The 26098-nt window shown below is 62.9% G+C and carries 24 protein-coding genes; 13 read left to right on the top strand and 11 right to left on the bottom strand.

What is annotated here, in order from left to right; translation table 11 throughout:
* The first annotated feature begins 51 nt into the window (after window positions 1-51).
* The 7 genes from AB3347_RS09545 to wrbA all read left to right on the top strand — a co-directional run bounded on the left by AB3347_RS09545 (window position 52) and on the right by wrbA (window position 5107).
* Window positions 52-834 (top strand): TatD family hydrolase, encoded by a 783-nt coding sequence (locus AB3347_RS09545; protein WP_369091552.1) that lies wholly within the window; start codon window positions 52-54, stop codon window positions 832-834.
* Window positions 835-838: 4 nt separating this feature from the next.
* A complete protein-coding gene (locus AB3347_RS09550; RefSeq protein WP_369091553.1) occupies window positions 839-1516 on the top strand; it encodes an ankyrin repeat domain-containing protein in 678 nt (225 codons plus the stop codon).
* A gap of 136 nt (window positions 1517-1652) precedes the next feature.
* Window positions 1653-2567, top strand: coding sequence for a methyltransferase domain-containing protein (locus AB3347_RS09555; RefSeq protein ID WP_369091554.1), 915 nt, complete (start codon window positions 1653-1655; stop codon window positions 2565-2567).
* Window positions 2568-2766: 199 nt separating this feature from the next.
* On the top strand, window positions 2767-2967 hold the full coding sequence (locus AB3347_RS09560) for a hypothetical protein (RefSeq protein ID WP_369091555.1): 201 nt from the start codon (window positions 2767-2769) through the stop codon (window positions 2965-2967).
* Window positions 2968-3079: 112 nt separating this feature from the next.
* Window positions 3080-3307, top strand: a complete 228-nt coding sequence (locus AB3347_RS09565) for a DUF6139 family protein (protein ID WP_369091556.1) — start codon at window positions 3080-3082, stop codon at window positions 3305-3307.
* A 199-nt stretch (window positions 3308-3506) separates the two neighbouring features.
* Entirely contained in the window at window positions 3507-4406 is a 900-nt protein-coding gene (lpxO, locus tag AB3347_RS09570; protein ID WP_369091557.1) for a lipid A hydroxylase LpxO, read from the top strand.
* 101 nt (window positions 4407-4507) lie between these two features.
* Window positions 4508-5107 carry an NAD(P)H:quinone oxidoreductase gene (gene wrbA / locus AB3347_RS09575; RefSeq protein ID WP_369091558.1) on the top strand — a complete coding sequence of 200 codons (600 nt, stop codon included), beginning with the start codon at window positions 4508-4510 and terminating at the stop codon, window positions 5105-5107.
* 40 nt (window positions 5108-5147) lie between these two features.
* Here wrbA and AB3347_RS09580 read toward each other — a convergent pair whose 3' ends face one another.
* The 3 genes from AB3347_RS09580 to AB3347_RS09590 all read right to left on the bottom strand — a co-directional run bounded on the left by AB3347_RS09580 (window position 5148) and on the right by AB3347_RS09590 (window position 8026).
* Entirely contained in the window at window positions 5148-6359 is a 1212-nt protein-coding gene (locus AB3347_RS09580) for an RNA-guided endonuclease InsQ/TnpB family protein (protein ID WP_369091559.1), read from the bottom strand.
* On the bottom strand, window positions 6353-6517 hold the full coding sequence (locus AB3347_RS09585; RefSeq protein ID WP_369091560.1) for a MerR family transcriptional regulator: 165 nt from the start codon (window positions 6515-6517) through the stop codon (window positions 6353-6355). The genes AB3347_RS09580 and AB3347_RS09585 overlap by 7 nt, the downstream gene beginning before the upstream one ends.
* A gap of 63 nt (window positions 6518-6580) precedes the next feature.
* Window positions 6581-8026, bottom strand: coding sequence for a PEP-CTERM sorting domain-containing protein (locus AB3347_RS09590; protein ID WP_369091561.1), 1446 nt, complete (start codon window positions 8024-8026; stop codon window positions 6581-6583).
* Window positions 8027-8216: 190 nt separating this feature from the next.
* On the opposite strand from AB3347_RS09590, the gene AB3347_RS09595 reads away from it, so the two are divergent.
* Window positions 8217-9197 (top strand): Bug family tripartite tricarboxylate transporter substrate binding protein, encoded by a 981-nt coding sequence (locus AB3347_RS09595; RefSeq protein ID WP_369091562.1) that lies wholly within the window; start codon window positions 8217-8219, stop codon window positions 9195-9197.
* A 73-nt stretch (window positions 9198-9270) separates the two neighbouring features.
* Here the strand turns inward: AB3347_RS09595 and AB3347_RS09600 are convergent, their stop codons facing one another.
* Window positions 9271-11241: a U32 family peptidase gene (locus tag AB3347_RS09600; protein ID WP_369091563.1), complete on the bottom strand. Its 1971-nt coding sequence runs from the start codon at window positions 11239-11241 to the stop codon at window positions 9271-9273.
* A 136-nt stretch (window positions 11242-11377) separates the two neighbouring features.
* On the opposite strand from AB3347_RS09600, the gene AB3347_RS09605 reads away from it, so the two are divergent.
* On the top strand, window positions 11378-11884 hold the full coding sequence (locus AB3347_RS09605; protein WP_369091564.1) for a GNAT family N-acetyltransferase: 507 nt from the start codon (window positions 11378-11380) through the stop codon (window positions 11882-11884).
* A 154-nt stretch (window positions 11885-12038) separates the two neighbouring features.
* On the opposite strand, the gene AB3347_RS09610 is transcribed toward AB3347_RS09605, so the two are convergent.
* The 5 genes from AB3347_RS09610 to AB3347_RS09630 form a co-directional block, all read right to left on the bottom strand.
* Entirely contained in the window at window positions 12039-12236 is a 198-nt protein-coding gene (locus tag AB3347_RS09610; protein WP_369091565.1) for a hypothetical protein, read from the bottom strand.
* 267 nt (window positions 12237-12503) lie between these two features.
* Window positions 12504-13463: a chemotaxis protein gene (locus AB3347_RS09615; protein ID WP_369091566.1), complete on the bottom strand. Its 960-nt coding sequence runs from the start codon at window positions 13461-13463 to the stop codon at window positions 12504-12506.
* Between the two features lie 137 nt (window positions 13464-13600).
* On the bottom strand, window positions 13601-15487 hold the full coding sequence (locus tag AB3347_RS09620) for an AI-2E family transporter (RefSeq protein ID WP_369091567.1): 1887 nt from the start codon (window positions 15485-15487) through the stop codon (window positions 13601-13603).
* A gap of 189 nt (window positions 15488-15676) precedes the next feature.
* Window positions 15677-16534 (bottom strand): flagellin, encoded by an 858-nt coding sequence (locus AB3347_RS09625; protein WP_369091568.1) that lies wholly within the window; start codon window positions 16532-16534, stop codon window positions 15677-15679.
* A 257-nt stretch (window positions 16535-16791) separates the two neighbouring features.
* The gene (locus AB3347_RS09630) at window positions 16792-17784 is read right to left on the bottom strand and encodes a tyrosine-type recombinase/integrase (RefSeq protein WP_369091569.1); all 993 of its coding nucleotides are present in this window, start codon (window positions 17782-17784) and stop codon (window positions 16792-16794) included.
* Between the two features lie 1392 nt (window positions 17785-19176).
* Here AB3347_RS09630 and AB3347_RS09635 point away from each other — a divergent pair.
* Genes AB3347_RS09635 through AB3347_RS09650 form a run of 4 tightly spaced genes read left to right on the top strand, consistent with a single transcriptional unit; the run spans window position 19177 to window position 24040 of the window.
* Window positions 19177-19590 (top strand): hypothetical protein, encoded by a 414-nt coding sequence (locus AB3347_RS09635; protein WP_369091570.1) that lies wholly within the window; start codon window positions 19177-19179, stop codon window positions 19588-19590.
* A gap of 4 nt (window positions 19591-19594) precedes the next feature.
* Entirely contained in the window at window positions 19595-21568 is a 1974-nt protein-coding gene (locus AB3347_RS09640; RefSeq protein ID WP_369091571.1) for a hypothetical protein, read from the top strand.
* Between the two features lie 2 nt (window positions 21569-21570).
* On the top strand, window positions 21571-22566 hold the full coding sequence (locus tag AB3347_RS09645) for an ATP-binding protein (protein WP_369091572.1): 996 nt from the start codon (window positions 21571-21573) through the stop codon (window positions 22564-22566).
* 58 nt (window positions 22567-22624) lie between these two features.
* Entirely contained in the window at window positions 22625-24040 is a 1416-nt protein-coding gene (locus AB3347_RS09650; protein WP_369091573.1) for a hypothetical protein, read from the top strand.
* Between the two features lie 19 nt (window positions 24041-24059).
* Here the strand turns inward: AB3347_RS09650 and AB3347_RS09655 are convergent, their stop codons facing one another.
* The gene (locus AB3347_RS09655; RefSeq protein ID WP_369091574.1) at window positions 24060-24980 is read right to left on the bottom strand and encodes a site-specific integrase; all 921 of its coding nucleotides are present in this window, start codon (window positions 24978-24980) and stop codon (window positions 24060-24062) included.
* Between the two features lie 10 nt (window positions 24981-24990).
* Window positions 24991-25953 carry a DUF4238 domain-containing protein gene (locus AB3347_RS09660; RefSeq protein WP_369091575.1) on the bottom strand — a complete coding sequence of 321 codons (963 nt, stop codon included), beginning with the start codon at window positions 25951-25953 and terminating at the stop codon, window positions 24991-24993.
* Window positions 25954-26098: the final 145 nt, after the last annotated feature.

A 26098-nucleotide genomic window follows, 5' to 3' on the forward strand; every position in this document is an offset into this window, starting at 1 on the left:
GCGCAAGGCAGGCTCGCTGCCTCGCCACGCCCCTCCGGTTACAATACCGGCATGTTTATCGATTCCCACTGCCATATCAACTTCCCGGAGCTGGCTGCCCGGATGCCCGAGATCCTGGCCAAGATGGCCGAGAACAAGGTGACGCATGCGCTGTGCGTCTCGGTCGACCTGCCGGACTTTCCGCAGGTGCTGGCCCTGGCCGAACAGCATCCGCACATCTTTGCCTCGGTGGGCGTGCATCCCGACTACGAAGACACGCCCGAGCCCACGGTGCAGCAACTGGTCGAACTGGCCGATCACCCGAAGATCGTCGCCATCGGCGAGACCGGCCTCGACTACTACCGCCTCGAGGGCGACCTGGAGTGGCAGCGCGAGCGCTTCCGCACCCACATCCGCGCCTCGCGCGAGACCCGTAAACCCCTGATCATCCATACCCGCGCCGCCAGCCTCGATACCATCCGCATCATGCGGGAAGAGGGCGCGGGGACGGACGCGGGCGGGGTGGCGGGCGTGATGCACTGCTTTACCGAGTCGCTGGAAGTGGCGCAAGCCGCCATGGCGCAGGGCTTCTATATTTCCTTCTCCGGCATCGTCACCTTCAAGAGCGCCAAGGAGTTGCAGGAAGTGGCGAAGGCCGTGCCGCTCGAGCGCATGCTGATCGAGACCGATTCGCCCTACCTGGCGCCGGTGCCCTTCCGCGGCAAGATGAACGAGCCGGGCTACGTGGCCCACGTGGGCGAGTTCATCGCCAATCTCAAGGGTGTGTCGCTGCGCGAGGTCGCGGCGCAGACCAGCGAGAACTTCTTCAAGCTGTTCCAGACTGCAAAGGCCTGAACCCATGAGCATCCCGCGCCGCGCCATCCTCGCCTGCTGCCTGCTGGCGGCAGCACTGCAAGGCAACATGGCCGCGGCGCAGGCGCCCGGCGCGACGCCGGCCCAGCTCGCGTCCTTCTTCCGGGCGGTGCAGGTCGATAACGTGTCGACCGTCCAGGAGATGGCCGGCAAGCAGATCGGACCGAACGCGATCAACCCGGTCGGCGGCGAGCCGGCCCTGGTGCTGGCCGTGCGCGAAGGAGCGATGCGGGTGTTCGACGCGCTGCTGCTCCAGCCCGGCATCGACCTGGAAGCGCAGGCGATGAACGGCAACACGGCCCTGATGATGGCCGCCTTCAAGAACAACCTGCGCGCCGCCGAGGCCCTGCTGGCCAGGGGCGCGCGGGTGAATCGCGCCGGCTGGACGCCGCTGCACTATGCCGCGGCCGGCGGCAGCGAAGACATCGCGCGCCTGCTGATCGCCCGCAAGGCCAGGCTGGATGCCGCTTCGCCCAAGCAGAGCGGCGCCTACACGCCCTTGATGATGGCGGCGCGCGAGGGCCAGGCCGGCATGGTGCGCTTGCTGCTGGAGCAGGGCGCCAAGCCGGCCCTGAAGAACACCGAAGGCCTCACCGCGGCCCAGATCGCCGAACGGGCGGGGCGCAGCGACATCGCGGCTGCGATCTCGGCTTTCACGCCTTGAGAGTTTTCCAGGGGAATTTGCATTTCCATCCAGAACTAGACGGTAAACACCCCGCAGTTCGGCGCATCGGCGGCAGGCGTTCTTGGCCATAATGCTTTCACGGTACAACGACCATGAAAGATAGACGGGGCCAACCATGCTGAACGAACGCGAAATCGAAAGCTGCTACCTGGGGCAGTTCATTCCAGTGCACTACCATCACAATATGCTGATGGACCAGAACCGGATGCACAGCTTCAAGTCCGCCATCCATTACGCAGTCAAGCCGGGCGCCAGGGTGCTGGAGCTGGGCGGCGGCACCGGCGTCCTGTCGTTCTTTGCGGCCCAGGCGGCGTCGCGGGTGTACTGCGTCGAGTTCAATCCCGACATGGTGCGCGAGGCGCGCAAGTTCCTGGCGATCAATCCGAACGGCCACAAGGTCGAGGTGATCCATGCCGACGCCTTCGAATACCTGCCGCCCGAGCCGGTCGACGTCGTCATCTGCGAGATGATCCACGTCGCCATGCTGCGCGAAAAGCAGGTCGAGGTGATCGAATCCTTCAAGCGCCGCTACCTGGCCAAGTTCGGCGGCCCGCTGCCGGTGTTCCTGCCGGAGGCGGTGATCATGGCGGCCCAGCCGATCGAGCAGGAATACGATTTCGAAGGCTTTCATGCGCCGATCGTGCAGTTCCAGGAGACCGGCGTGGTCTACCCGGGTACCGTGGAGCTGGGCCAGCCGGCCGTGTACAGCCTGATCGACTTCAGCCAGTCGGTCGACCACGTGTTCGCCTGGGAGGGCGGGATCCTGATGGAAAAGAGCGGCACGCTCAACGCCTTGCGCTTCATCACCAAGAACGTGCTGGCCATCGTGCAGGAAGAGTCGAACACGATCGACTGGCTGAATCACTACATGACCCTGCCGCTGGCCCAGCCGCTGAAGGTGGAGGCAGGCGACCTGGTGCACGTGGCCTTCCAGTACCGTGCCGGCGGCTCGATTCCCTCGCTGCAGGCGTCGCTGCGGGCGCAGCTGGTGAACCAGCGCGTGAGCGAGCGCGCACTGGCCTACGCCTGAAGTCCGATTGGGCGTGCTGGCCGGCTGCGCCGGTCCGCACGTGCAATCGGATGTGCTCGGGCAGCCACATCCGACCCCATCCACCCACGCTTTTTCCCCGTCCACCCCGCCTTTTTCCCCGTCCGTCGCAGACGGATTGTCGCTTCGACCACCTTGCCTTACCCTTCTCCTGCCCGTCAATCGCAAAGGAGCGAGAACAATGTTAGGTTTCCTGCTATGGTTGCTGCTGCTGTTCCTGTGCTGGCCCATTGCCCTGCTGGCCCTGGTGCTTTACCCCCTGGTCTGGCTGCTCCTGCTGCCGTTCCGGCTGCTCGGTATCGGCGTCGATGCCGTGTTCGAGCTGCTGCGCGCCATCATGCTGCTGCCGGCGCGCATCCTTGGGGCCTCGCCGGGACCTTGATTGTGTCCGGCTGAGTGTGGGTCAATTAACAGACGACAGCGTTTCGATCTTCTACTGTGGAGCTGCCCGCCTTCATCGGGAAGGCGGGGCTTTTGACTTTGAGGAAACGACTATGCGCTTGGATATTTACCGCAGACCAGAAAGCGACGGCAAGCTGTCCTACCTGGCAGTGCCGGAAGCCCGCAACATCCCTGAAGAAGCCACCAACACCGACTGGGAAATCGAAGTGCGCGCCATCGAAGTGGCGGACGACGCCGACCAGCTGGAAGACTACGACATCGACAACGTGGCCAGCCAGATCAGCGAAAAGGGGTATGCGATCACCTCGGTCCAGCACTGAGTTAACACGTTTCCCACCGGGATAGCCTGGGGCCGGCAATGCGCCGGGGCTCCCACTGCAAGCCCAGCGCCGGCGCTCCGCCAAGGAAATGCCGGCGCAACATAGTTTCCCAGAATCACGACCCGGGCTTCGACGGCCCCGGGGCCGTTGTGGTATCCTGCGTCCCTTATCGGGCAAGCCAGCAAGGACGGAGGACACAATGAAGTGGTTAGTGGTCGGGTTTTATTTTCTGTCGATCCTGCATATCCACTTCCGCGGACGGGTGCGCCTGCCTTTCCGTCGCCAGCTGTTCGACCACTCGTCGTTCATGGCGCCGATTAACATCTTCATGCACAAGTTCTCGCGAGTACCGAGCACGCCCTTCATTCCGGTGAGCGAATTTCCGGAGCTGGCGCGCCTGCAGGAAAACTGGCCGGTCATCCGCGCCGAAGCCGAGAACCTGCTGGCCCTCAAGAAGATCAAGGCGGCCGAGCAGAACGACGACGCCGGCTTCAATTCCTTCTTCAAGAACGGCTGGAAGCGCTTCTACCTGAAGTGGTACGACGCCAGCCATCCTTCGGCCGAGCGCCTGTGCCCGCAGACCTATGCGCTGCTGCAGTCGATCCCGTCGGTCAAGGCCGCGATGTTCGCCGAGCTGCCGCCGGGCGGCAAGCTCAATCCGCACCGCGATCCCTTTGCCGGCTCGATGCGCTACCACCTGGGGCTGGCCACGCCGAACGACGACCGCTGCTTCATCGAGGTCGACGGCGAACGCCACAGCTGGCGCGACGGCCAGGGCGTGGTCTTCGACGAAACCTATATCCACTGGGCGATCAACGGCAGCGAGAGCGACCGCGTGATCCTGTTCTGCGACGTCGAGCGCCCGATGCGCTACCGCTGGATGGGCGCCTTCAACCGCTGGTTCGGCCGCACCGTGATGACCGCCGCCGCCTCGCCCAACGAGACCGGCGACCAGGTCGGCCTGGTGAGCAAGCTGTTCCGCATCTCGTATTACATGGGCCAGTACCGGCGCCGCTTCAAGGCCTGGAACAAGACCGCCTACAACATCACCCGCGTGGCGCTGGTGATCGGCTTGGCCGCTTTCATCTACTGGATCTGACCCGCCGCACCCGCTTCCTCCCGGCCTGAATCCTGGCGCGTGCCGCAGTTTGGCGCTTCGCAGCAGAATAGGGTTTTGACCGTTACTACAGGGAGGAAGGCATGTCGAAAGTCCTGGTGCTGTATTACTCGACCTATGGCCATATCGAGCAGATGGCCGCTGCGATGGCCGAAGGTGCGCGCGCCGCGGGCGCGACGGTGGACGTGAAGCGGGTGCCCGAGACGGTGCCCGAAGAGGTCGCGCGCAACGCCCACTTCAAGCTGGATCAGGATGCGCCGATCGCCACCGTGGACGAACTGCCGGACTACGACGCCATCATCATCGGCGCGCCCACCCGCTACGGGCGCATGCCGTCCCAGATGGCGGCCTTCCTCGACCAGACCGGCGGCCTGTGGGCGCGCGGCGCGCTCAACGGCAAGGTCGGCGGCGCCTTCACCTCCACCGCGACCCAGCACGGCGGCCAGGAAACCACCCAGTTCTCGATCATCACCAACCTGCTGCACTTCGGGATGATCGTGGTCGGCCTGCCGTACAGCTTTGCCGGCCAGATGACCCTGGACGAGATCACCGGCGCCAGCCCCTACGGGGCCAGCACCATCGCCGGCGGCAAGGGCGAACGCCAGCCGAGCCAGAACGAACTGGACGGCGCCCGCCACCAGGGCGAGCTGATCGCGCGGACGGCGAACAAGCTGTTCGGCTGAGGCGGAGCGGGAAGCACCGTTCTTCCAAACTTAAGCAAAGCTAGCCGTTGTTATCCAAAGCTGCCGTGCCGTTGGATTCCTGCTTCGCCGGGGCCGGTTTCGTCTCGCGCTTGCGCGCAGGACCAGCGCCATCCCCTCCACAGGCAGTGGCGGCGGAACTCGCCGCGATGTGTTGCAGGTTGACCGCGGCATTCACGTCGCGGTCGTGTCTTGCACCACAGCCGGGACAGGTCCAGTCGCGCATGCCCAGGCTGAGCGCTTCGAGCAGGTGTCCACAGGACGAGCACAGCTTGCTGCTCGGGTACCAGCGGTCCGCAGCCAGCACCTGGTCGCCGCGCCAGCCGGCCTTGTATTCCAGCTGGCGGCGCAGTTCGGAAAGTCCCATGTCGGCCACCGCCCGCGCCAGGCGGCGGTTGGCCAGCATGCCCTTCACGTTCAGGTCCTCGATCCCGATGGTATGGAAGCGGCGCGTGATGCTGGTGGTGAGCTTGTGCAAGGAGTCGGCGCGGACGTTGGCGATCCGGACATGCAGCCTCGCCAGCCTGTTCCTGGCCTTGCGCCGGTTGCTCGATCCCTTCACTTTCCGGGACAGCGCCCGCGACAGGCGGCGCAGCCGCGCCAGCAGGGTGCGCAGCGCCTTCGGCCCGGGCCACTTCTCGCCGGTCGATAGCGTCGCCAGCGTCGATATCCCCAGGTCGACCCCGACCGCGCCTTGGTTTTCGGCAGGCGGCAAGGCGCGATCTTCAAGGGTGTCGACGGTGATGCTGGCGTACCAGTGACCTGCGCGGCACGCGATGCAGGCCGACACGATGCGCCCGCTGAAGCGCAAGGTTTCGCGCATGCGGATCCAGCCCAGCTTCGAGATGCGGATGCGTTGGCCCTCGACGGCAAACTGGTCGTTCGACAAGGTAAAGCGATCGTCGCGGCCCTTGCGGCGCAACTGCGGGTAACGGCCCCGCTTCGCAAAGAAATTCTCGAAGGCCTTGCCTAACTGGATGATCGCCATTTGCGGCGCGTTCTTGGTCACCTCGAGCATCCAGGGGAACCGGTCGCGTTTGATGGCGTTCAGCTGGCGCCGCAGAGACAACTGCGAAGGGGCCGGGAGCGCCGGATTGTCCCGGCGCGCCAGGTACTGCTTCTGCCACTCGGTTAGCGCCCAGTTGAAGGCGAAGCGGGCAGTGCCGGCGGCGCGCGCCAGATGGGTCGTCTGCGCGTTGTTCGGGGCGAGCCGGATCCGGTGCGCCGCTAGCACTGCGCCTCCTGCACGGTTTGGCGCACGCCGTCGATCAGCTTGCGGTTCCTGTGGCTGCGGCTGCCGACCAGCCTCCCCGACGCTTCCCAGCGGCGCAGGGTGGTTGCCGAAACGCCCAGGGCTTTTGCCGCCGGAGTGATGGATACGAGCTTACTCATAATGAGTAAGACTGGTAGCGAGTGGTCAGGTTCCTGGCTAACAGAAAAAACCCTGGCAGTCCGTCAGGCTGCCCGACGAGGCCGTGCGCCGCGCCGGCGCAGGACGGCCAGGGCCGCCATCGCGATGCCGAACAGCCAGGCGCCGCCGGGCTCGGGCACTTGCGCGGTCTCCGGCGCGGGCGCTTCGGTCGTGCCGGGCGGCGGGGTCGGATTCAGGTCCGGCTTGGGGAGGAAGGGGGCCGGGTCCGGGGCCGGCACTGGCAGCAGGCCCGGGCCGGGCAGCGGCACCGGAACAGGCTGCTCGGCGCCGCCGCCACCCGATTGTTCGCCTCCCGGCAGCGGGTTCGGCGTGAACCCGGGGAGCTCCGGGACCGGCTCCGGGGCCGGGGCCGGTCCGGCCGGCGGTTCGGCGCCGGGAAGCGGCGCAGGCGGCATTGCCGGCAGGGATGGGGTTCCGGACCCATCGGGCTGGGGCGTGCCGCCCGGGACGCCGGGCGAACCGGGCAAACTGGGCAAACTCGGCGAACTGGGCGAACCGGGCGTCGTCGCATCGCCGGAGGGGGGCGGCGCGCCGGCCGCACCGGCGCTGCTGCCGGTCCCCGGCGGGGCGTCCGGTGCAGGAGCGGGGCCTGGCGGGCCGACAGGCGTAGCGCCAGGCCGCGGCCGGCTGCCCACGCTGCCCACGCTTCCCGCCGCGCCCGACAAGCCCGTGATGGCCGACAGGCCGGCCGCTTCCAGGGGCGCCGCGTAGCTGCCGTTCGCGAGGGTGGTGTCCGCGCGGGTGCCGCCGGGCACGGCGAAGATCGTGCCGCGGTTTGTCGCGCCGGCCTGTCCGGTGTGGCGGGGAATTCCGTCTGCGCTGACCAGCGCGACCGGCACACCGTCCGGGCCCAGTGCGTAGCGCTCGCCTTCATCGACCTCGACCGGATTGTCGAGCTCCTCCATCGTCGGCTGGTGCGCTTCGATCGGGTATTGCGCGACGTCCGAGATGCGGTTGGCGCAGCGCGCCCGCATTTCGCTGCGACCATCGCTCAGCAGGGTTTCGCCCTCGGCCAGCATCACCTTGCGGGCGGTCCAGTAGACCTTGCCGCCCTTGCGGTACGAGACGTGCACCGCGCGCGGCTTCTCGACCACGACCGGATGCGCCTGGTCGACGTCGAAGCTGGCGTAGTGCATGGCGACCACGCGGTCGCTGCGGATCACCCGCGTCAGTTCGGCCTTGCCGGACACGCCGCCGGGCACCACGGAATACGGATAGATGCGGCGCAGCTTGCCCGGCTGGCCATCGGCGACGGCAAACACCGGCTGCGGCGCAACGGCGGGCAGGGCAGCCGCAAGCCGCTCCGGCTCCCAGGGCGCGGACCACAGCGCGGCCCCGGCGACCAGCGCGATGACGCCCATTGCGACGAGGCGCTTGTGCAGGCTGGCTCGTGATGCCAGACGACGAACGGAGGGATAGCTGCGGTCCATGAAGGGCGATAGTAGGATTGATCCTACAGGGTAGTGCATTTCCGATGATAAATCTACATTTCTTCAGTGGAAAAAGCCGGAATTGTTGCATCGACGCCAATGTTCGGGCTATCTGCCACGATATCGAACAGGCATACGTCGCCGTAGGTCGCGCGCCCGCTGTGTTGCGGCGGCCCGGATACGCTACACTGTCGGTTCATACCAATTCATCAATACGAGGATGGGGACTATGCGACTATTTTTCGGCACCGCCAAACAGGTGGCATTCGCTGCCGCGGCATCGGTGATTTCCTTGAGCGCGCTGGCGCAGAACTGGCCAGGCTCGACGGTAACGGTGGTGGTGCCGTGGCCGCCGGGCGGTCCGTCGGACATCGCGGCGCGTCCGCTGGCCAAGGGCCTGACGCAGAACCTGGGCCAGTCCTTCGTGATCGACAACCGCGCTGGCGGCGGCGGCAACATCGGCACCGCGGCGGTGACCCGCGCCAAGCCGGACGGCCAGACCCTCCTGATCACCTCGAGCGCGCCGATCGTGATCAACCCGAGCTTGTACAAGAACATGAGCTTCGATCCGCTCAAGGACCTGGCGCCCGTCACCAACCTGCTGCGGGTGCCGCTGGTGCTGGTCGCCCACCCCTCGGTTCCGGCCAAGAACCTGAAGGAACTGATGGCCTACATCCAGTCGAAGAAGGGCCAGTTCTCGTACGGCTCCTCGGGCAACGGTACCCCGCAGCACCTGACCAGCGAACTGTTCGCCAGCGTCACCAAGCTGCAGATGACCCACGTGCCCTACAAGGGTTCGGCGCCGGCGATCTCCGACCTGCTGGGCGGCCACATCCCGATGATGTTCGACAGCACCATCGCCATCATGCCGCACATTAAGAGCGGCAAGGTCAAGGCGATCGCGATCTCGAGCGCCCAGCGCTCGCCGCTGCTGCCGGACGTGCCAACCTTCGCCGAGGCCGGCCTGCCGCAGATCGAATCCTATGCCTGGTATGGCATGTTCGCGCCAGCCAAGACACCGAAGAACGTGGTCGCCAAGATCAATGCCGAGGCCATCAAGGTCATGAAGGCGCCGGACTTCCAGAAGGTGCTGGCCGATACCGGCTCCGACTTCGTCGGCGACACCCCGGAGAATTTCGCCAAGTTCGTGCAGGCCGAGCATGCCCGCTGGTCCAAGGTCGTGAAGGAAAGCGGCGCGACGGTCGACTGATCCGCCTGCTACTTCCAAGAAAAAACGCCGCCTCGGGCAACCGGGCGGCGTTTTTTTACCATCTGGTCAAATGCTAGGCACGCGGGCGCTGCTTGTGGAAGACCAGCGGGCTGTAGGGCACGGCCGAAGGCGGCGGCTGTTTCAGGATATTGTCTTTCATCGCGCCTACCACGTGCATCTCGCAGGGCTTGCAGTCGAAGCGCAGGGTGTAGCGCTCGTTGCCGCTCACCAGGGTCATCGGCTCGGCCTTGACCTGGCCCTGCACCCCTTGCACGCCCTTGGCCTGCTTCGGGCACAGGTTGAAGGAGAAGCGCAGGCAGTGCTTGGTGATCATCAGCGACACCTCGCCCGGCTCCTCATGGGACTCGTAGGCCGCGTCGATCAGCTGCACCCCGTGCTTGTGGTAGAAGGCGCGCGCCTTCTCGTTGTAGACGTTGGCCAGGTAGCTCAGCTGCTGTTCCGGGTAGACCGCCGGCGGCTCGCTCGGCGCCTTGCGCTGCGGACGATCCCAGGCCGCCAGGCGCGCGGCCTCGTGGGCGGCGACGGCATCGCGGCGCAGCGCATTGATGGCGGCGGCCGGCACGAACCAGGGCTGCGACAGCTGCAGCTCGCTGGAGGCGGCCTCGAACATGGTGTTGCCGAGCTTGGCGATGCTGGTGCGCAGCGCGGCTTCGGCCTGTGCCGCCTGCTGGGCCGGCTGCAGGGCGATCGTGGCGGAAGTGATGGTCTCGATGCCGTCCTCGTCGCGGATGGCCAGCGCCAGGCCGTCCGGCTGTTCGGCCAGCGTCAGGTCGACGCGCACCTTGCGCTCCGAGGACTTCTTGCTCAGCGCCGATTCCCAATGGTGGTCGCGGTTGCGGTGCACGATGGTGCCGACCTTCAGGCCGGCCAGGCTCTTGACCACCTCGTTGGGGAACACGCGCCAGCGCTGGCTCTCGGCATCCTCGCCCAGCTTCTCGGCGGTGTTGGCCTGGAGGCCGACCGTGTCGCGCTTGTTCATGTAGTTCAGGCCGTCGCCATTCGCCATCGGCGCATTGGTGGCCAGCTCGATGAAGTCCGGGCCGATGCGGGTGACCGTGCCCAGCTCGACGCCGATGTACTTGGGGGAGTCGAAGGCGCCGATGTCGCCCTGGCGGCCGAGCGCGAAGTAATCGGTGTGGCCGCGGTGGAAGTTCTTGTCGACGTCCGGGGTGAACAGCACCCGGGTGGCGCCGCTGGAGGCGCGCGCGAATTCGGGACGGCGCTCGAGCAGCTCGTCGAGCAGCAGGCGGTAGTGGGCCGTGATGTTCTTCACGTAGCCCATGTCCTTGTAGCGGCCCTCGATCTTGAACGAGCGGATGCCGGCATCGACCAGCGCTTCCAGGTTGCGGCTCTGGTCGTTGTCCTTCATCGACAGCAGGTGCTTTTCGTAGGCCACCACGCGCCCCTGGCCGTCGCTCAGGGTGTAGGGCAGGCGGCAGGCCTGCGAGCAGTCGCCGCGGTTGGCGCTGCGGCCGGTATCGGCGTGCGAGATGTAGCATTGGCCCGAGAAAGCCACGCACAGCGCGCCATGCACGAAGTATTCGAGCGGGGTGTCGACTTCGCTCTTGATTCTACGGATCTGCTCGACGGTGAGTTCGCGCGCCAGCACCAGCTGCGAGAAGCCGACCTCGCCCAGGAATTTTGCCTTTTCCACCGTGCGGATGTCGCACTGGGTGGAGGCGTGCAGCTGGATCGGCGGCAGGTCCATCTCGAGCAGCCCCATGTCCTGGATGATCAGGGCGTCCACGCCGGCCTGGTACAACTGCCAGATCTGCTGGCGCGCCAGTTCGAGTTCGCTGTCGTGCATGATGGTGTTCATGGTCACGAAGATGCGCGCGCGGTAGCGGTGGGCGAATTCGACCAGGGCCGCGATGTCCTCCAGCGGGTTGCTGGCATTGTGGCGCGCACCGAAGGCCGGGCCGCCGATGTAGACCGCGTCGGCGCCGTGGAGGATGGCCTCGCGGCCGATCTCGGCGGTTTTGGCGGGCGACAGCAGTTCAAGCTGGTGGTCGAGCAGTGACATGGCGGGAATCCTGGATGCGAAGGGCGAAATTATAGCCAGATGCAGGCCCGAAGTCATGCGCGATCGTCGCGGTGGGCGCGATCGCCGCCATTCTGTGTGCGACAATACCTGTAGGAAATCACATGATTCTGCCGCCATGCACACCGCCGCCATTCCCCTCCCGCTGCAACTTCGTCCCGCCGGCCCGGCCGACGAGGCTTTCCTGTTCGCGCTGTACCGCTCCACCCGCGCCGACCTGCTGGGGCTGCTGGCCGATCCGCGCTACATCGACGGCTTGATCGCCATGCAGCAACAGATGCAGGTGGCCGGCTATCGCAACAGCTATCCCGAGGCCCTGTACCAGGTGCTGGAACTGGGCGGCGCGTCGGTGGGCCGGCTGGTGACGGCGCAGGTAGCGGACGCCCTGCGCGTGGTCGACATCGCCGTGCTGCCCGAAGCACGCGGCCGCGGCGTGGCGGGCGAGGCACTGCGGCGCCTGCAGCGCCAGGCCACGCAAGAAGGACGCGCGCTCACGCTGGCGGTGCGCAAGGACAATGCCGGGGCGCGCCGGCTGTACGCGGCCCTGGGCTTCGTCGTCGACACCGAGGACGCCGCCAGCCTGCAGCTGCGCTGGCGCCCCGCCACGCAAGCGGAGACGCTGTAGCCCGCTGCCCTGGGAGCGCCAGCCGGCGGTTTCCGCTGGCTTGGAACCGACCTCGTCGGTGGTCGGATAGGTGGCGGACGAGCCCAGGCGCAGCGCAGCAGGCGCCGTGGGCGGCCGGCGGGACGCGCCTGGTGATCAGGCGCGGTGAGGAACTTCAGTCGTTGCGTGGGTAGCGGCGCCGTTCGGTGCGGCGGCGCCGTTCGGGCTGCTCGATGGCGCGCAGCAGGATGTCGCGCGGGATACGGCAGTTGTCCAGGTAATCGAGGGCGAAGCGCAGGCCCCGGGTCTCGGCCAGAAAGAAGGCGTACTCGGCAGTTACTGCAGTATCTTCGTCTCTTCGTCGTTGCGGCATGGTTCGCTCTCCGCGGGAAGCGCCCTCAGGCTGCCACCCGCTTGTCCTGTCGGCAGAGCTTTCGCCCTGCCTGGCCGGTACCCCCGATGTCGTACCGGATTGTTGCCAATAGTATATCGATTGCCCGGATGCACACGCTCGATCTTGTTAGCGATTGTTACATTGGAACGATGGCCATCGGGGTGCGGTTGACACGGATGACATGGCAACCGGGTCGCCGCCATGCTTGAGACAGCGCAATTGCCCACCGGCTCCACGTCAACCGGCTCACTGCCGCAGCAAGCGGCGGATCGTGCTGGCCAGTTCTTCGGCCGAGAACTTGGCGACGTAGGCATCGGCCTGCACGTTTTTCACGTGCTCCTCATTGGTGGTGCCCGACAGCGAGGAATGGATCACCACCGGCAGATTGGAAAAGCGCGCGGTTCTCTTGATGTTGCGGGTCAGGGTGAAGCCGTCCATCTCCGGCATCTCGAGATCGGTGAGCACCAGGGCCACCTTGTCGTGTACGCTCAAGCCTTCGGTTTCGGCGCCGGCGGCGATGCTGTTGAGCTGTTCCCAGGCTTCCTTGCCGCTCTTGGTCATGATGAAGGGCAGCCCCATTGCTTCCAGGCCCTGTTCGATGAGCGCACGCGCCACCACCGAATCGTCGGCCGCCAGCACTACCGAGCCCGGCTTGATCCGGATCTGCGCGCCGACCGTCTGCCGGCTGATCTCCGGGTCCGCATCGGGATTCATGTTGCGCAGGATGGTCTCGACGTCGAGTACCTGGGCCAGGCGCCCTGGCTGGCCGCTCTCTTCCGGCAGGCGGGCGATGCTGGTGACCATGCCGCTGCCGGCGGCGCGCTCGGCCGACATCACCTGGTTCCAGTCCAGGCGCACGATTTCCTCGACGCTCTCGACCGCGAAGGCCTGGGTGGTGCGGGCGAATTCCGTCACCAGCATGATGTTCAGGCCGGTCTTCGGCTTGACGCCGGCGATCGCCGGCAGGTCCAGCACCTGGATGATCTGGCCGCGCAGGTTGACCACGCCCAGCACGTGCGGCATCGAGCCCGCTACGGCGGTAATCTCCGGCATCGCGACGATCTCGCGGATCTTGAACACGTTGATGCCGAACAGCTCGCTGTGCTCGCCGTTCTCGTCGCCGCCGAGGCGGAATAGAAGCAGCTCGAATTTATTGCTGCCCGTCAGGTTGCTACGCTCGTCGACTTCCTGTTGAACCGATTTCATATTCCGCCATGATAAAAGTAATGCCGATAGGCAAGCATTTTACGTGCGAAATATGGTCGAGCGTAAAGACTGCGCAAGTTCCTGCTTGTCTTTCCCCGGCGCAGGGCGGGAAAACAACAGTCGCCGGGCGGCAAGGCTCAACGCGCCAGCTCCGGAACCCCGCCGGCCTTGGCCGGGGCGCTGCGGTCGGGGGCCACGAAGGCCAGGCCTTCCTCGAAGGAACGCAGGATCATGTCGACATAGGCCTCGACCATGGCCCGCTTGGGCAGCTGTTCGTCGTAGGGCAGCAGCACGGTGACCATCAAGGCCTCCGGCAGGTCGGCGCGCAGCCCGGCAACGGCCGCGCACCAGGCCTCGAAATTGTCCTGGCGCGGATAGGTGATGAACACGGTCGAGACCAGCTCCGGCGTGCCGCCTTCCGGACGCTCCAGCGGCGTGCCGACCACCAGGCTGCGCGCGTCGACGTCGCCCTCGCGCAGCGCGCGCGTCAGCAGTTCGGTCAGGAATTCGTCGCGTTCCGAGGGCAGGCCGGCGCACAGCACGATCGAACCGTGCGGCACGTCGAGCGAACCCTGCCAGCGTCCGAAGCGCGCTTCGCGCATCTGGCGCAGGTGCGCGCCGATGTTCGCATCCAGCAGCGGCACCGGCTTGCGGCGTCCGCGCGCGCTGCCGTCGGAGGCCGAGGCCACGGTGTCGGCGATGTTCGCGATCACCAGCCGCATGCGCGCCTCCTGCGCCTTGTCGATGGCGCCGGTGCCGAGGTCGGAGACCGCCATGCGCAGTCCCGGCAGCAGCACGTGGTCGCAATAACGCGCGAAGCTGTAGCGCCGCACGTAGGCGCGTGCGTCCTTGGTGAGCTCGTCGGCCTCGCCGGCCAGCACGCGCTGGTGGAAACGCTCGGCATCCGACATGTTGGGCGCATCGCCCAGCAGGATGGTGATCGGGGCCAGCGCGCGCACGTGGCGGCCTGCCACCACCAGGCACAGGGTCAGCGGGGTGGACAGCAGCAAGCCGACCGGCCCCCACAGCGCGCCCCAGAACAGGGCCGACACGATCACCGCGAGCGGTGACAGGCCGGAACTGTGGCCGTAGACCTTCGGCTCGATGAAGTTGGCCAGCACCAGCTCGAAGGCCAGGAAGATCGCCATGCAGGTCACCGCCAGCGACCAGCCGGGATCGATCGCCGCCACGAACACGGCGATGATCGCGCCGGCCAGCAGCACTCCCAGGTAGGGCACGAAGCGCAGCACGCCGCTCAGCACGCCCCACAGGATGGCGTGCGGGATACCGGCAAGCCACAGCGACAGGCCGATCACCACGCCGAAGGTGGCATTGACGACGAACTGCGAAAAGAAGAAGCGCGACACGCCCTGGGCCGCGTCGCCCAGCGTGCGGATGGTGCGGCTGACCTCGGCCTGGCCGGCCAGCCGCACCAGGCGGTCGCGCAGCGAGCCCTGTTCCAGCAGGATGAAGACCAGCAGGATCAGCACCACGCCGGCCTCGCCGATCGGCCCCCAGACCAGGTTGATGACGCGGGTCAGCGTGTCCTTCATGGTGCGCGGGGTGCGCACCTCGACCGGCAGCGGCTGGTTGGGTGTGACGACCAGGTTGCCGCGCCGGATCCGCGCCGCTTCCGCCGCCGGGACCGGGGCCACCGCGCTGAGCTCGGCTTCGAGCCGGCTGATCGGGCGCTCGATCAGCTCGCGCACATTCGCCACCTTGGTCTTGATCGCCTTGCGGTACTGTGGCAGGTCGCGCGTGATCGTCACCAGCTGGTCGAACAGCACCGCGCCGACGCCTCCGACGCAGGTGGCCACCAGGGCCACCGACAGCAGCACCGCCGGCATGCGGGCCAGGCCGATCCGGGTCATGCTGCGCACCAGCGGCGCCAGTACCAGGCTCAGGATCAGCGCGAGCGCCAGCGGCTCGAGCACTTCACGTCCGAAATACAGCAGGGCGACGACGCAGGTGGCGCTGACGACGGTGCTCGCGGTCAGGCGCAGAGAGGGTGGCGGGACATTCATGCAGGCGAAGGGCGGAGTGGAAAGCGGCTTGGGTACCGGCGGTCGGATGAATAACCGGCTATGTATAAAGCAAAATGATGCGTTCGCCAAGTGTCCAGTGCAATCACGCGCATCCGGACGCAAAAAAGCCAGCCACGGGCTGGCCCGGGCTGGCTCTGGCGCTGTCCGGCCCGTCCGGGCCGAAGCGGATTACTGCAGCAGCGACATGACCATCGACGACATGCTGTTCGACTGCTTCAGCATGGCGGTGCCGGCTTGCAGCAGCATCTGGTTCGAGGTCATGTTCGCGCTCTCGGTCGCGAAGTCCACGTCCATGATCAGGCCGGCTGCGGCCTTGCTGTTGGTGCTGATGTTCGACAGGTTGTTGTACACGTGCTCGAGGCGGTTGGCCGCGGCGCCCAGGCCCGAACGGACCTTGTTGACCGATGCCAGGGCGGTTTCCAGCTTGCCGATCGAGCCGTTCGCGCCGCCGGCGGCGGTCAGTTCGGTGCCGGTGGTGGCGCTGCTGTAGTTCGCGGTTGCGGCGCTGACGTCGGTGACCACCGAAGCCATGTCCGTGCCCAGGTTGACGCTCATGGTCTCGCTCGACGAGGCGCCGATCTGGAAGGTCATTGCCGAAGCGGTGGTGCCGCCGACCAGCAGCTTGGTGCCGCCGAAGGTGGTGTTCTTCAGGACGTTCGACAGTTCCAGGCCCAGGGCATCGTATTCCGACTGCATGGCGCTCTTGTCCTTGTCGGTCGACGAGGCGTCGGCAGCCTGGGTGGCCAGGTCCTTCATGCGCACCAGCATGTTGCTGACTTCGTCCAGCGCGCCTTCGGCGGTCTGCAGCATCGAGGTCGAGTTCTGGGTGTTGCGCATGGCGACAGCCATGCCCGAGGTCTGGGCTTTCAGGCGCGAGGCGATCTGCAGGCCGGCGGCGTCGTCCATGGCCGAGTTGATGCGGTAGCCGGTCGACAGGCGGGTCATCGAGGTCGACAGCGAGCTCTGGGTGCGGCTGATCGAGTTTTGTGCGGACAGTGCGGCGTTGTTGGTATGGAGGCTCAGCATGGTGTCGGTTTCCGTTTAAGGGTGGTTCTGTTTGTGGACGGATGCTTCATCCGCGCTCACAAGTACAGGGCGACCAATTTTCGGAAAGCATTAAGTGCCGTACGGAAATTTTTTACGATATTGTTGTTGATGTCAAAAATGTCATGGAGCCGGGCGCGCACGCCTTGTCGAACCAACCAGTCGTTGACTGCACCGCCATTATTCGTGGCCATTGATACAAGTCCAAGCCACAGCCCGGACGCAGGCAGCCATCAGCGTCATTCCTCGGGGTCTGGCTTGACGCGTGCAAACTTGTAGTCGGCGGCCGACCGCTCGAGCGCCAGGCCGAGCGTGTCCTTGAGCTCGTCCGGTGGGGCGCCCTCGGCCAGTTTTTGCTTGGCGAAGGTATTGCGCAAGGTGCGCCCGCCGGCCCGGGACTGGTCGATGCCGGCACGCTCGAAGGTGGCCCGGACCTGCATGTACACGGTCTTCTTGATCATCTTGCGGCCGTCGACGTTCGCAGGGAACACGAAATCTCCGGGGATGCCCATCTCGGCGCGTTCCTTCAGCCAGGCCCGCAGCTCGACGGCGCCTTCGCGCGCCAGCAGCGCGACGTGTTCGTGGCTGGTGTCGTGTTTCTCGCTCGGCGTGATGGTCAGTTCGATGGCGCCGTCGATATCGGTCTGTTGCCCGACCTCGTCGAGCAGCAGGCCGATCGCCTCGGATACGCGCAGTCCGGCCAGCGCCATCACCAGCTGCATGGCACGGTCGCGCCGGCGTTTCCAGCCATCGAAGGGCGTCCTGCGCCGCAGGCGCGCCGGCGCCAAGGGCAGGGCGTCGAAGAAGCGGCGCAACTGGTCCTCGGAGAGTGCCCGACTGGGGTCGTCGCTCATGAACTCGCTGCGCTCGGTGGCCAGGATCGCCTCCCGTGCCGGATTCGGCGCAGCCGCCAGATGCTGGTAGCAGCGCTCGAGCAGGCGCAGGTAACGGTAGGCGATCTTGCTGTTGATGACGCGGCCGTGTTCGTTGCTGCGGGTGATGAAGCGCTTGAGATCGCCCTGGTCGATGGTGGAGAAGGTCTTTCCCTGTTCCGCCATCCAGTTGCAGAAATTCCGGAACATGTATTTGTAGATCGCGACCGACTGCGCCGAGACGGTCTTGACCTTGCCGTCGGCCGGAAGGCGCTTCGCGGTTTCGGCAAAGTCGAGCGTGACAACAAAGGCGTCGAAGGCCTTGATCGGGTTGTCGTCCCACAGTGATGGCTTGGCCATGATGAAATCGTTAAGGAGGTGACGCTCACTGTAGCACAAAAAAGTAACTAACCAACGTGTTTTGAACATCAATACAGAAAACCGCCACCAGGGCGGCGGATAGCCAGCAGGTCTCGATGAAAGAGCGGACAGGACCCTGCGAATGGCATACAAGCGGGAAGGGAGCTTGGCGCGGCAACGACTGCCCAAGCTAACTTGCCGTTCGCCACGTGCCGTACTTGACGCCCGAAGCACAAGCAAAACGCACGAAGCGCGAAGGCCGGGAACTTATGTGTGCTGATGAAGACCCTTGCCGTGCTCATTTTATTAATGCAGACCCCATGCGCAGCTTGCTTACGGCCCGGATACTTGTGTCATGGCTTACGTATGGCGTGACGCGTTCCCCGGCGACAACGTCTGCGGCCGGGCCAGCGCGCGTCGAGAGCCCGAAGGAGGCCGCTAAGGACCGGTGACCGTCCGCCAGCGATACCTCTGGCGGGCGGCGTGTGCTGACGACCTGGTCTGCGTGACACCCAAAACGCGCTCCAAGGCCGCTGCCGATAATCGGCTGGCGGCGAGCGGGCTGGCGGGTACAGTGCAGACGCCGGCTTCCACATCCATTTGCCGGCGGGAGCGGCGGCTGCGAAGCCTTTATTCGCTTCCAGCCACCGCGGAGCGCCTTCGTCGGCCTAGAAGCCGTCCAGGCCGATAACGAAGGGAGCACGGTCCATCACATCGTCGTGCAATGCGGCGATCATCTCAAACAGACGCAGTTCGTGAACAGGCTGGCGGGCAGCGCAGATGATCGCGGCAGCTCGCAGCGTGGAACGCGAGCAAGCCTGGCGTGCGCCGCGCCGCTGGTTTCGGGCGGCATCATCGGGCGGGCCGGCGGCTGCGCAAACCGGGTTGGCCTGACTTGCGTCGACGATCGGCCTCGTCGAATGAACAAGGAGGGGCGCTCGCCAAGGCGCCGAATAATCGGCGCCAAAGCTCTCGGAAGTAACTTTGGCAGTTTTGTATTGTAGTGGTTCATAGTAGGGCGGTTTTCAGGCAGGCCTCCGTCTGAGAGTTTTACTTCCTCTTTTTGGAAGTAAAACTAGCACTTCGCTGACACGTGTACTAAATTGTTCAGAACAGTGTCAGATCAGACTATCCGGAGGGGCCATGGTCGCAGCTAAGACTCCGCGTTCAACACAGAGGGCGCGGGTACTTGACGTCTATCGCGGACGTGGCCGTCAAAACAGCAACCTCTGGCTCGGGTATAGCGTCAAGCGGAACCAGGATCTACTCTTCCACTCCGATCGTAGTTTTGTCCACTGGCTAGCTTTCCTCGAAAGTGACCCATCAGTCGTTGGGTTTTACCCAATTTCCCAAGATTTGAGTGGCGCACTCGAAGTAGGTCCCGAGTGTGCAATGGTCGTTGACAAGTCTAAGCATCAACTCGAGGTGCATATCGTCGCCGCGGCCGCGCGGAAAATCGAGACAATCCAGACTGATTCCGGACTTGCGACGGTACGCGAAATCAGTTACGACGAACTACGAGCACGTTCGCGCCTTGCCATTCACTGGCTCAAGGCAATCAACTACGCCGGCATGTTGCGGTACAAGAACGTCAATCCCCTTATGAACCAGCTGGCTTTAGCGCTCCTGCACCGGCACTCTGGGACACTCGAAGACCTTGTGGAAGATCTGGCTGGTCATGATCGTGCTACCGTATTTGGCGCTGTCGTGAGAGCTGCAATTCACGGACGTCTAGACCTTGACCTTTCTTCGAACGGATTGTGCGGAGCAAGCCACTGGACAAATCGAATGTCGCGGGGAGAGTAGTGCGATGGGCACAAGGCAGTCGGTCATTAAGGACGCTGTACCACTCGAGTTGTGGCCCTGTGTGCTGGACGTGGAGTTCGAACATGAGCAGCGGGAACAGTTCCAAGCCCAGGTAGAGGCAATGCGTCTGTACTTCTCCTGGGTTCCCGTCGCCCAGATCGAAGCGCGAACCGGTGTACATCAAACGTGGTTACCCAAACTCGCCAAACGGTGCCTTGAAATCGCAGGTGACGGGCGAATCCAGGGATTCCGAGCATGCATCCCGTTCTCTCGCACGAAAGATTATTGCAGGGTCAGCAAACTGCCGCACAACCCACCCGGGATTCCATCTGGAATGGCCGGGGCTTTGGGCATGGTGCTCCGACGATTTCCCGATATCGAAGAGCAGCTGGTTCTGTACATCAAGAACGAAGCGAAGCATCTGGCTGTTCCAGAGTACAAGCTCAGGCCATGCGATCTTCACCGAATCTTTCTGCGCTTCCTGAGCGACAAAGGTGTGCAGTCCAGCGAATGGCCATTCACAACAAGGTACAGGGGGCTACGCTCGATTCAGGGATATATGAAGAAGACACTGGACAGGCATTTCGCGCGAAGCGCTGCAATTCGGGGCGATAGCGCGGCACGCGCTCACCTGAATGTAGGTCGGGGAGTTGCACCACTACTCAGCTTCGACGAACCATATGATGCGGTCGAAATCGATACCTACAAAATCGAGGCGCATCTGACTGTCGCCTTCCAGACGCCGGAGGGGCTTGAGACCGACCTTAGGTTGGATCGATTGAACCTGATTGCTGTCGTTGACCGGTTTAGCAGCGCTGTACTGGCCTATACAGTTGTGTATCGACCTGAGATCAGCGCTGACGACATCCTAAAAGTCATTCGTAGTGCAGCGTGCGGAGTCTGGAGTCCAATGGACCTGACCATACCAGGTTTGGCCTACCCCGAAGGGGCAGGTCTTCCAAGTGGAGTCATCGATGGTACGCAAGGAGCCCTCTGGAGCGCGACGATGTTCGATGGTGCCCTGGCACACTTGTCTTCGGCTGTTCATGCACGTGCGCGTGCTGCGCTGGGATTCGTGATCAATTGGGGCCCGGTCGCACATTTCGAACGCAGACCGAATGTTGAGAGAACATTCAACCAGATCGGCAGAACACTGTTCAAGCGACTCCCGTCGACTACCGGCTCGCATCCAAAAAGCGGCCGTGCGGATGAGGCCGAGCGTAAGGCGGTTGAGCATCGCATTAGAGCGGCAGACGTAGAGCAGCTGCTTGACGTGACTTTTGCACAGCACAATGCTACTCCTTCCGAAGGGATATCAAACCTGACGCCACTTCAGGCAATTCGGTACTTTCTTGAGCGGCCAGAACGTTTCGAGTGCCGCAAGCGACCTTCCAGCATGGCCGCAGAAGCAGGGTTTGGCCAGTATGAGGCGGCGGTCGTTCGGGGCAATCGCAGCACCGGTCGACGACCCTATGTTCAAGTCGACCGCGTGCACTACACCAATGAAGTCCTGGCCAGCTCTGGTCATCTGATCGGAGAGCGATTGTTGTTGGAAGTGGACGAGGACGATATGCGTCAGGTCAAAGCATTCCTTTCGAATGGTGGCGAGCTCGGCGTATTAAAGGCCCACGGTAAATGGGGTGTCACAAAGCACAATCGGCGGACTCGGAAAGCGATCAATAGCCTCATCACGAAGAGGCTGATCACGGTAACGACGTTTGATGATCCATTACAGGTGTACATGCGTCATCTGGCAAGCAAAAAAGGCGGACGCTCGACATCGGCCCCAAAACCGAAGCAGGTCACGGAGATGGTCCGCGTGAGCAAAGACGCAGGGTTGGATACGACAGTTATACGCGCGCCTTCCCCAGCGCCCGGTAATTCCGGCGCAACCCGTCGCATTCGCGACGAGACACGCGGCCGACTTCTGGACGAGCCGACGTTTGACTTCTTCTCCAAGGTTAAGAACCGGAGGTAGCCATGCCAGCCGACAAACGTGACAACATTCGTCTTAGTGGCTCCGCGTTTGACGCAGACATGCGGGAGCGCTTACTCGCTGGCCACCCGATAAGGGAAGGGGAATACACTCTTCCCACGCCAATGATGCAGCGCACATATGCACTTGTCCGCGAACTTGTATGGGCACGCCGAACTGGTACGGTATTTTATTCGTCTCCACGAATGGGCAAAACTCGCTGCGCCCGTGCGATCCGTGATTTGTTGCGAGCAGAGTTTCCCAATATTTACGTGACCTTGCTCAGTACACGCCCGAGCGGGCGTCCAAATACCTCTCACATGCTGCGTCTGATTCTGGAAGCGGAATCTCACGTTCTTTCAAAGCGTCCCGATCCCAACCTACTTTTTGGAAATGCGGTAGCCGATATCCGCGTGAAGGCTGGCCGGATCGGGGCAAAGCAGTACGTGTTGCTCATCGACGAGATGCAACTTCTGAATGACGCCGACCTGCAGCAGCTGGTTTGCTTTCACAACGAGCTGGAAATGCAGCACCTGAAGATGACTGCGATATCCTTTGCACAGCCTGAAATCCTGCATCGGCGAACCAGCCTTCTCGCGAACAACGCCAGGCAGATAATCGGCCGCTTCCTGAGCGATACGCTTCAGTTTGACGGGTGCTGTAGTGAGGGGGATTTTGGCGATCTTCTACGGTGTTACGACTTGGCGTCGGAATACCCGGAAGGTTCCGGGATAACCTACACGCAGTTCTTCTTCCCAGTAGCGTTTCGCGCCGGGTTCCGCCTCGAGACATACCGTACAGCACTGTGGGACATCCTGCACCGGGCGGCCGGAAGCATTGCAGATCAAGGCGTTCCAATGGAACACATCTGCCTAACGATTGAGGATCTGTTGCTGTCTCTTCGACGGCAGGATCACCCTGGCTTTCGTATCGACGGCGAGGACATCGACGCCGCAGTATCGGCATCGAGGTTGCGTTCATTTAGTGACGTGCTGAACTAAACCAGCGAGGTGTCATATGCGCAAGCGTACTGGGGCACTAAGGCTTACTTGGGACCCAATGCTGCAGTTTCCTTTTGAATCTGGTTGGTCACTCTTCCGTAAGGTTATGACACTCAATAACCTGGATGAGCTCGAGCTGGGCGATTTGATCTCGCGCCCGAACATGCCAAGAACGAAATCGCGCATACGAGACTGTGCCGATAGCAGCTGGATCGATTTCAACCGTTTCAGTGAGTTGCTCGAAGTACCGGTTAGGGAGCTCAAGAACGGGTTTTGGGATCAGCTAGGCATCAAGGTCGCGGGTGGTGAAAGGAGTACGTCACGACTCTGTGGCAACTGCTGGCATTTGCACCAATACCACTGCCTGTTCTTTGACCTAGCATGGATAAAGAGCTGTCCGTGGCATGGCTGCGAAGTCTGCCGTCCGAACACACTGGGAAGGCCAGCCAGGCCCGCTGAAGTTCTTCGAAGTGACCTGGACCAGCTCTCGCTTGATACGCTATTGTCAATCGTGCCAATGCAGCCTGAAGAGCGGCATCGGGTGATTGGCCATGTCGTAGAGTATCTTGATTGGTGGCGTGCTGTGCAGGTGAAGGTGCCGGTTGCGGATGTGCTCCTGCATCGTCTTGTCAGCACCTCCGAGCTCACCGTGCAAAGTAGCCTAGAGTTGAGATGGCAAGCTGGCTTCGCCCAGGCGCAGGCTCCACTTTGCTACGGAACCTGGATTCTCAAGGACACGTCTTCGTTGACATGCCGGTACTTGAAAGTAACCGACGCTGGAAGAAAGCCTAACGTCACAGAAGATGAGACAACGATCCGGGACGACACCGGCAAATGTTACCGCGCCATTCGCCGACACATATTTCGCAGTTATGTGCGTCGACATCGAAAATGTTTGTCTGCGCTCTCAAAGCTAGACCAAGACGATCGATTGTCTCTGGCGCGAAGTAGCGTATGTGTAACCTGTCTGGCATACGTCGTGTGGAGGATGACTACCGAAAGCCTCATGATCATGAAGGGACTGTACCTTCCTCGGAGAAGCAATTACTCGCTACGGATGTCCGAGCCGTGGTCTCACAGCCCGTCAGATGACCCAACCCGGCTCAGCTTTTCCTACATGCAGTTCTTTGGCTTGTGGGCGGCAATGATCGATTGCCTGGGGAGGGGAGGTCTCAAGGTGACCATGCAAGAGACCGTAGCGACGCCGCAGGTCGTGTTCGCGCAGGACAAATCGCGTCGCTTTGACTCCCCCCTGCGAACTTTGCACTGCCTCTACCCCGATCCAACTAGTCTGGCGTTCCGTGCCGGACGTCCATGCAAAAAACCTTGGACCCTGATTTCAAACGAGCAGCAGTGCGTCCAGCGAACTTGGGAGTGGCTGAACACATTACGGCCGACGGAGAAATCATTGTTCGAGATCTACTTGGAGACCAGCCCGGATGCCGTGCAAAAGTTGCACCAGCTGTGGACCTAGGCTATAAGCTAGCCCGGCATCATCTGCGCAGATCGCCGAAGCGCTCTCCAGGTTCAAGATAGCGAACTGCAGATTGAACGTCGCGCCATCCAACGTATTCCATCAACGTCTTCAAGTCCCAACCGTTCGATGTCGCCCACGTAGCGAAGCCCCGACGTAAAGAATGGCCACTGTACTGATCAGCCGATTCGACGCCCGCAGCAAGGAACAAAGATCGCAGTAGAGGTACCAAACTATTGATGTGCAGTCCTTGACAGCTGATGTTGCCCCAGCGGTCGATGCCACGGAACACTGGTCCTTCTTTGATTCCTGAGAGCGTCGTCCAGGCTACATAGGCGTCAACTGGACAAAGCTTTTTCAGTGCCGGAGTAGTGAAAGTTAGCCCTTGAGCATTCCGATCGCCTTTGGAAGAAGGCAGAAAACACGTCATTCCTTTCCCGGGAACGGCCTTGGTATGCTCGGCAAGGAGGCGGGTTAGCTCATCACCTCGAAATCCACGCCAAAAACCTAGTAACAGGAGCGCACGGTCTCTCGTGTGTCTTAGCGCATCGGGACGGCGGCCATGACTCGTTGCCAGTCCAATCATTTCGTCGAGCCAAACCACGATTTGGTTGATCTCCTCCAGCTGAACTGGCCGCGCCTGCTTCTGCTGCGCGGGGTGTAAAGATCGAATACCCTTGAGCACTTTTCGTACTATCGGGGCTTTAGTAGGGTCCGCAAACCCGTGATCGTGGTGCCATGAAGCCAGGGCAGCCAAGCGCTGGTTCAGGGTGCTGATCGACAGCGTGCTCGCATGCTCTGCGAGATAGCGCGCTATCGTGTCTCCACTTGCCGGGAGGAGGCCTCCCCACTGGACTTCGAAGTGCTCGACCGCCGAGCGATAACTTCGCTGAGTGTTTTCGCGCGACGCCGCGTTGACGTAGGTGTCGATCGTGCTCATAGGGTATTTACTAGAGTTGCCACGTGCCCAGGTGGCGAAGCGCATCGGCTCCGCGGCGGATTTCACCGTCTCGCATCCGATAGCGGAAACGGTCGTCGCGAGCGTAAATCTGCCGCTGCCAGTTGCCCAGAATGACGCCATTCATCAAGGCTACTTGGGCCTCGTCGGCATCGACAACCCCGTCTGGTCCCTCGAAGGTTCCGATCAATGCCAGGTCGTGAGAGAGGGTGAACAGAACTTCGGTTCCGCGAAGTGCATAGCCGGGGCCGCCAAGACCGTCGGTCATTGGTCGATCCGCCCACTGCAGAATCACTGGGTGATCCGAGGTGATGAAACCGCCAGAACCGGGCAGAGCGCGTGCGAGAAGCCACCGTCGTTGCCCAAGCAGGGGCAGCACCGAATCCACAAGCTTCAACTCCTGGCCAACATGGTGGGTGGTCGACACGGAGATCGAATATTCGTCTCTGTCGATAAAATCCCGCATTCTTTCATAGGGCAGGATGTCCTCGGCCTGCAGGGCGCCGGCACGGGCGGCCTGGGCAAAGCTCGATTCGTATCGCTCTTTCGTTGCAAGCGTTAAGTCCATCACCCGCTTCATGACTTGCTCGAGGCTTCGCCGAACGTTCTCGCGCATTCCAGGATTTCGTACTGCCAGCAGTGCAATCAAGTTGAGCACTAGGTTCCGATCCTCCGGGTTCTTGATTTCCCGCTCGCGGCAAATGCGTTCAAGTGCCTTGTCGAGCTTAGCTTCAAACACCGCGATGCCAGACTCAACATAGTCAGGTGAAATTCCGTCGATATCCACCCGGTTGAAATCGCGTCCTGCTGCTACGTTGCGGGGAACTGTCGAGAACTGGCGCCCCGTCTCGAAATCAGTGACATGCAGAGTTGACTTCTTGCTTCGGCCTTTCGTGAAGCCCTTGAGGTAGCACTGTGGAACCCAATGCTGATTTCGCGAGATGTTGGACGTCATATTATCGGTGTAGCCGGCTGGCCTCGATCTGTAGTGTTGACGAGCCATTTTAGCGCCTCAACTGGGTTCACACTGGATAATTTGAGATTATCCAAGGTGATTAATCGTCATAAAATACGATGCGACTGCGACTAAAATAGTACAT

It is taken from the genome of Massilia sp. X63, from assembly GCF_041023745.1.
Lineage (GTDB): Bacteria > Pseudomonadota > Gammaproteobacteria > Burkholderiales > Burkholderiaceae_D > Telluria.

Excerpts from the sequence above, each read along its gene's own strand:
- AB3347_RS09630 (WP_369091569.1), bottom strand. The coding sequence starts at position 17,784 with ATGGCCAAGCCATCACTGTGGGACGACAACCCGATCAAGGCCTTCGAC.
- lpxO (WP_369091557.1), top strand. The coding sequence starts at position 3,507 with ATGAAGTGGTTAGTGGTCGGGTTTTATTTTCTGTCGATCCTGCATATC.
- AB3347_RS09640 (WP_369091571.1), top strand. The coding sequence starts at position 19,595 with ATGGGCACAAGGCAGTCGGTCATTAAGGACGCTGTACCACTCGAGTTG.
- wrbA (WP_369091558.1), top strand. The coding sequence starts at position 4,508 with ATGTCGAAAGTCCTGGTGCTGTATTACTCGACCTATGGCCATATCGAG.
- AB3347_RS09620 (WP_369091567.1), bottom strand. The coding sequence starts at position 15,487 with ATGAATGTCCCGCCACCCTCTCTGCGCCTGACCGCGAGCACCGTCGTC.
- AB3347_RS09585 (WP_369091560.1), bottom strand. The coding sequence starts at position 6,517 with ATGAGTAAGCTCGTATCCATCACTCCGGCGGCAAAAGCCCTGGGCGTT.
- AB3347_RS09615 (WP_369091566.1), bottom strand. The coding sequence starts at position 13,463 with ATGAAATCGGTTCAACAGGAAGTCGACGAGCGTAGCAACCTGACGGGC.
- AB3347_RS09660 (WP_369091575.1), bottom strand. The coding sequence starts at position 25,953 with ATGACGTCCAACATCTCGCGAAATCAGCATTGGGTTCCACAGTGCTAC.
- AB3347_RS09655 (WP_369091574.1), bottom strand. The coding sequence starts at position 24,980 with ATGAGCACGATCGACACCTACGTCAACGCGGCGTCGCGCGAAAACACT.
- AB3347_RS09635 (WP_369091570.1), top strand. The coding sequence starts at position 19,177 with ATGGTCGTTGACAAGTCTAAGCATCAACTCGAGGTGCATATCGTCGCC.
- AB3347_RS09645 (WP_369091572.1), top strand. The coding sequence starts at position 21,571 with ATGCCAGCCGACAAACGTGACAACATTCGTCTTAGTGGCTCCGCGTTT.
- AB3347_RS09650 (WP_369091573.1), top strand. The coding sequence starts at position 22,625 with ATGCTGCAGTTTCCTTTTGAATCTGGTTGGTCACTCTTCCGTAAGGTT.
- AB3347_RS09600 (WP_369091563.1), bottom strand. The coding sequence starts at position 11,241 with ATGTCACTGCTCGACCACCAGCTTGAACTGCTGTCGCCCGCCAAAACC.
- AB3347_RS09560 (WP_369091555.1), top strand. The coding sequence starts at position 2,767 with ATGTTAGGTTTCCTGCTATGGTTGCTGCTGCTGTTCCTGTGCTGGCCC.
- AB3347_RS09610 (WP_369091565.1), bottom strand. The coding sequence starts at position 12,236 with ATGCCGCAACGACGAAGAGACGAAGATACTGCAGTAACTGCCGAGTAC.
- AB3347_RS09590 (WP_369091561.1), bottom strand. The coding sequence starts at position 8,026 with ATGCACTACCCTGTAGGATCAATCCTACTATCGCCCTTCATGGACCGC.
- AB3347_RS09565 (WP_369091556.1), top strand. The coding sequence starts at position 3,080 with ATGCGCTTGGATATTTACCGCAGACCAGAAAGCGACGGCAAGCTGTCC.
- AB3347_RS09545 (WP_369091552.1), top strand. The coding sequence starts at position 52 with ATGTTTATCGATTCCCACTGCCATATCAACTTCCCGGAGCTGGCTGCC.
- AB3347_RS09595 (WP_369091562.1), top strand. The coding sequence starts at position 8,217 with ATGCGACTATTTTTCGGCACCGCCAAACAGGTGGCATTCGCTGCCGCG.
- AB3347_RS09605 (WP_369091564.1), top strand. The coding sequence starts at position 11,378 with ATGCACACCGCCGCCATTCCCCTCCCGCTGCAACTTCGTCCCGCCGGC.
- AB3347_RS09625 (WP_369091568.1), bottom strand. The coding sequence starts at position 16,534 with ATGCTGAGCCTCCATACCAACAACGCCGCACTGTCCGCACAAAACTCG.
- AB3347_RS09550 (WP_369091553.1), top strand. The coding sequence starts at position 839 with ATGAGCATCCCGCGCCGCGCCATCCTCGCCTGCTGCCTGCTGGCGGCA.
- AB3347_RS09555 (WP_369091554.1), top strand. The coding sequence starts at position 1,653 with ATGCTGAACGAACGCGAAATCGAAAGCTGCTACCTGGGGCAGTTCATT.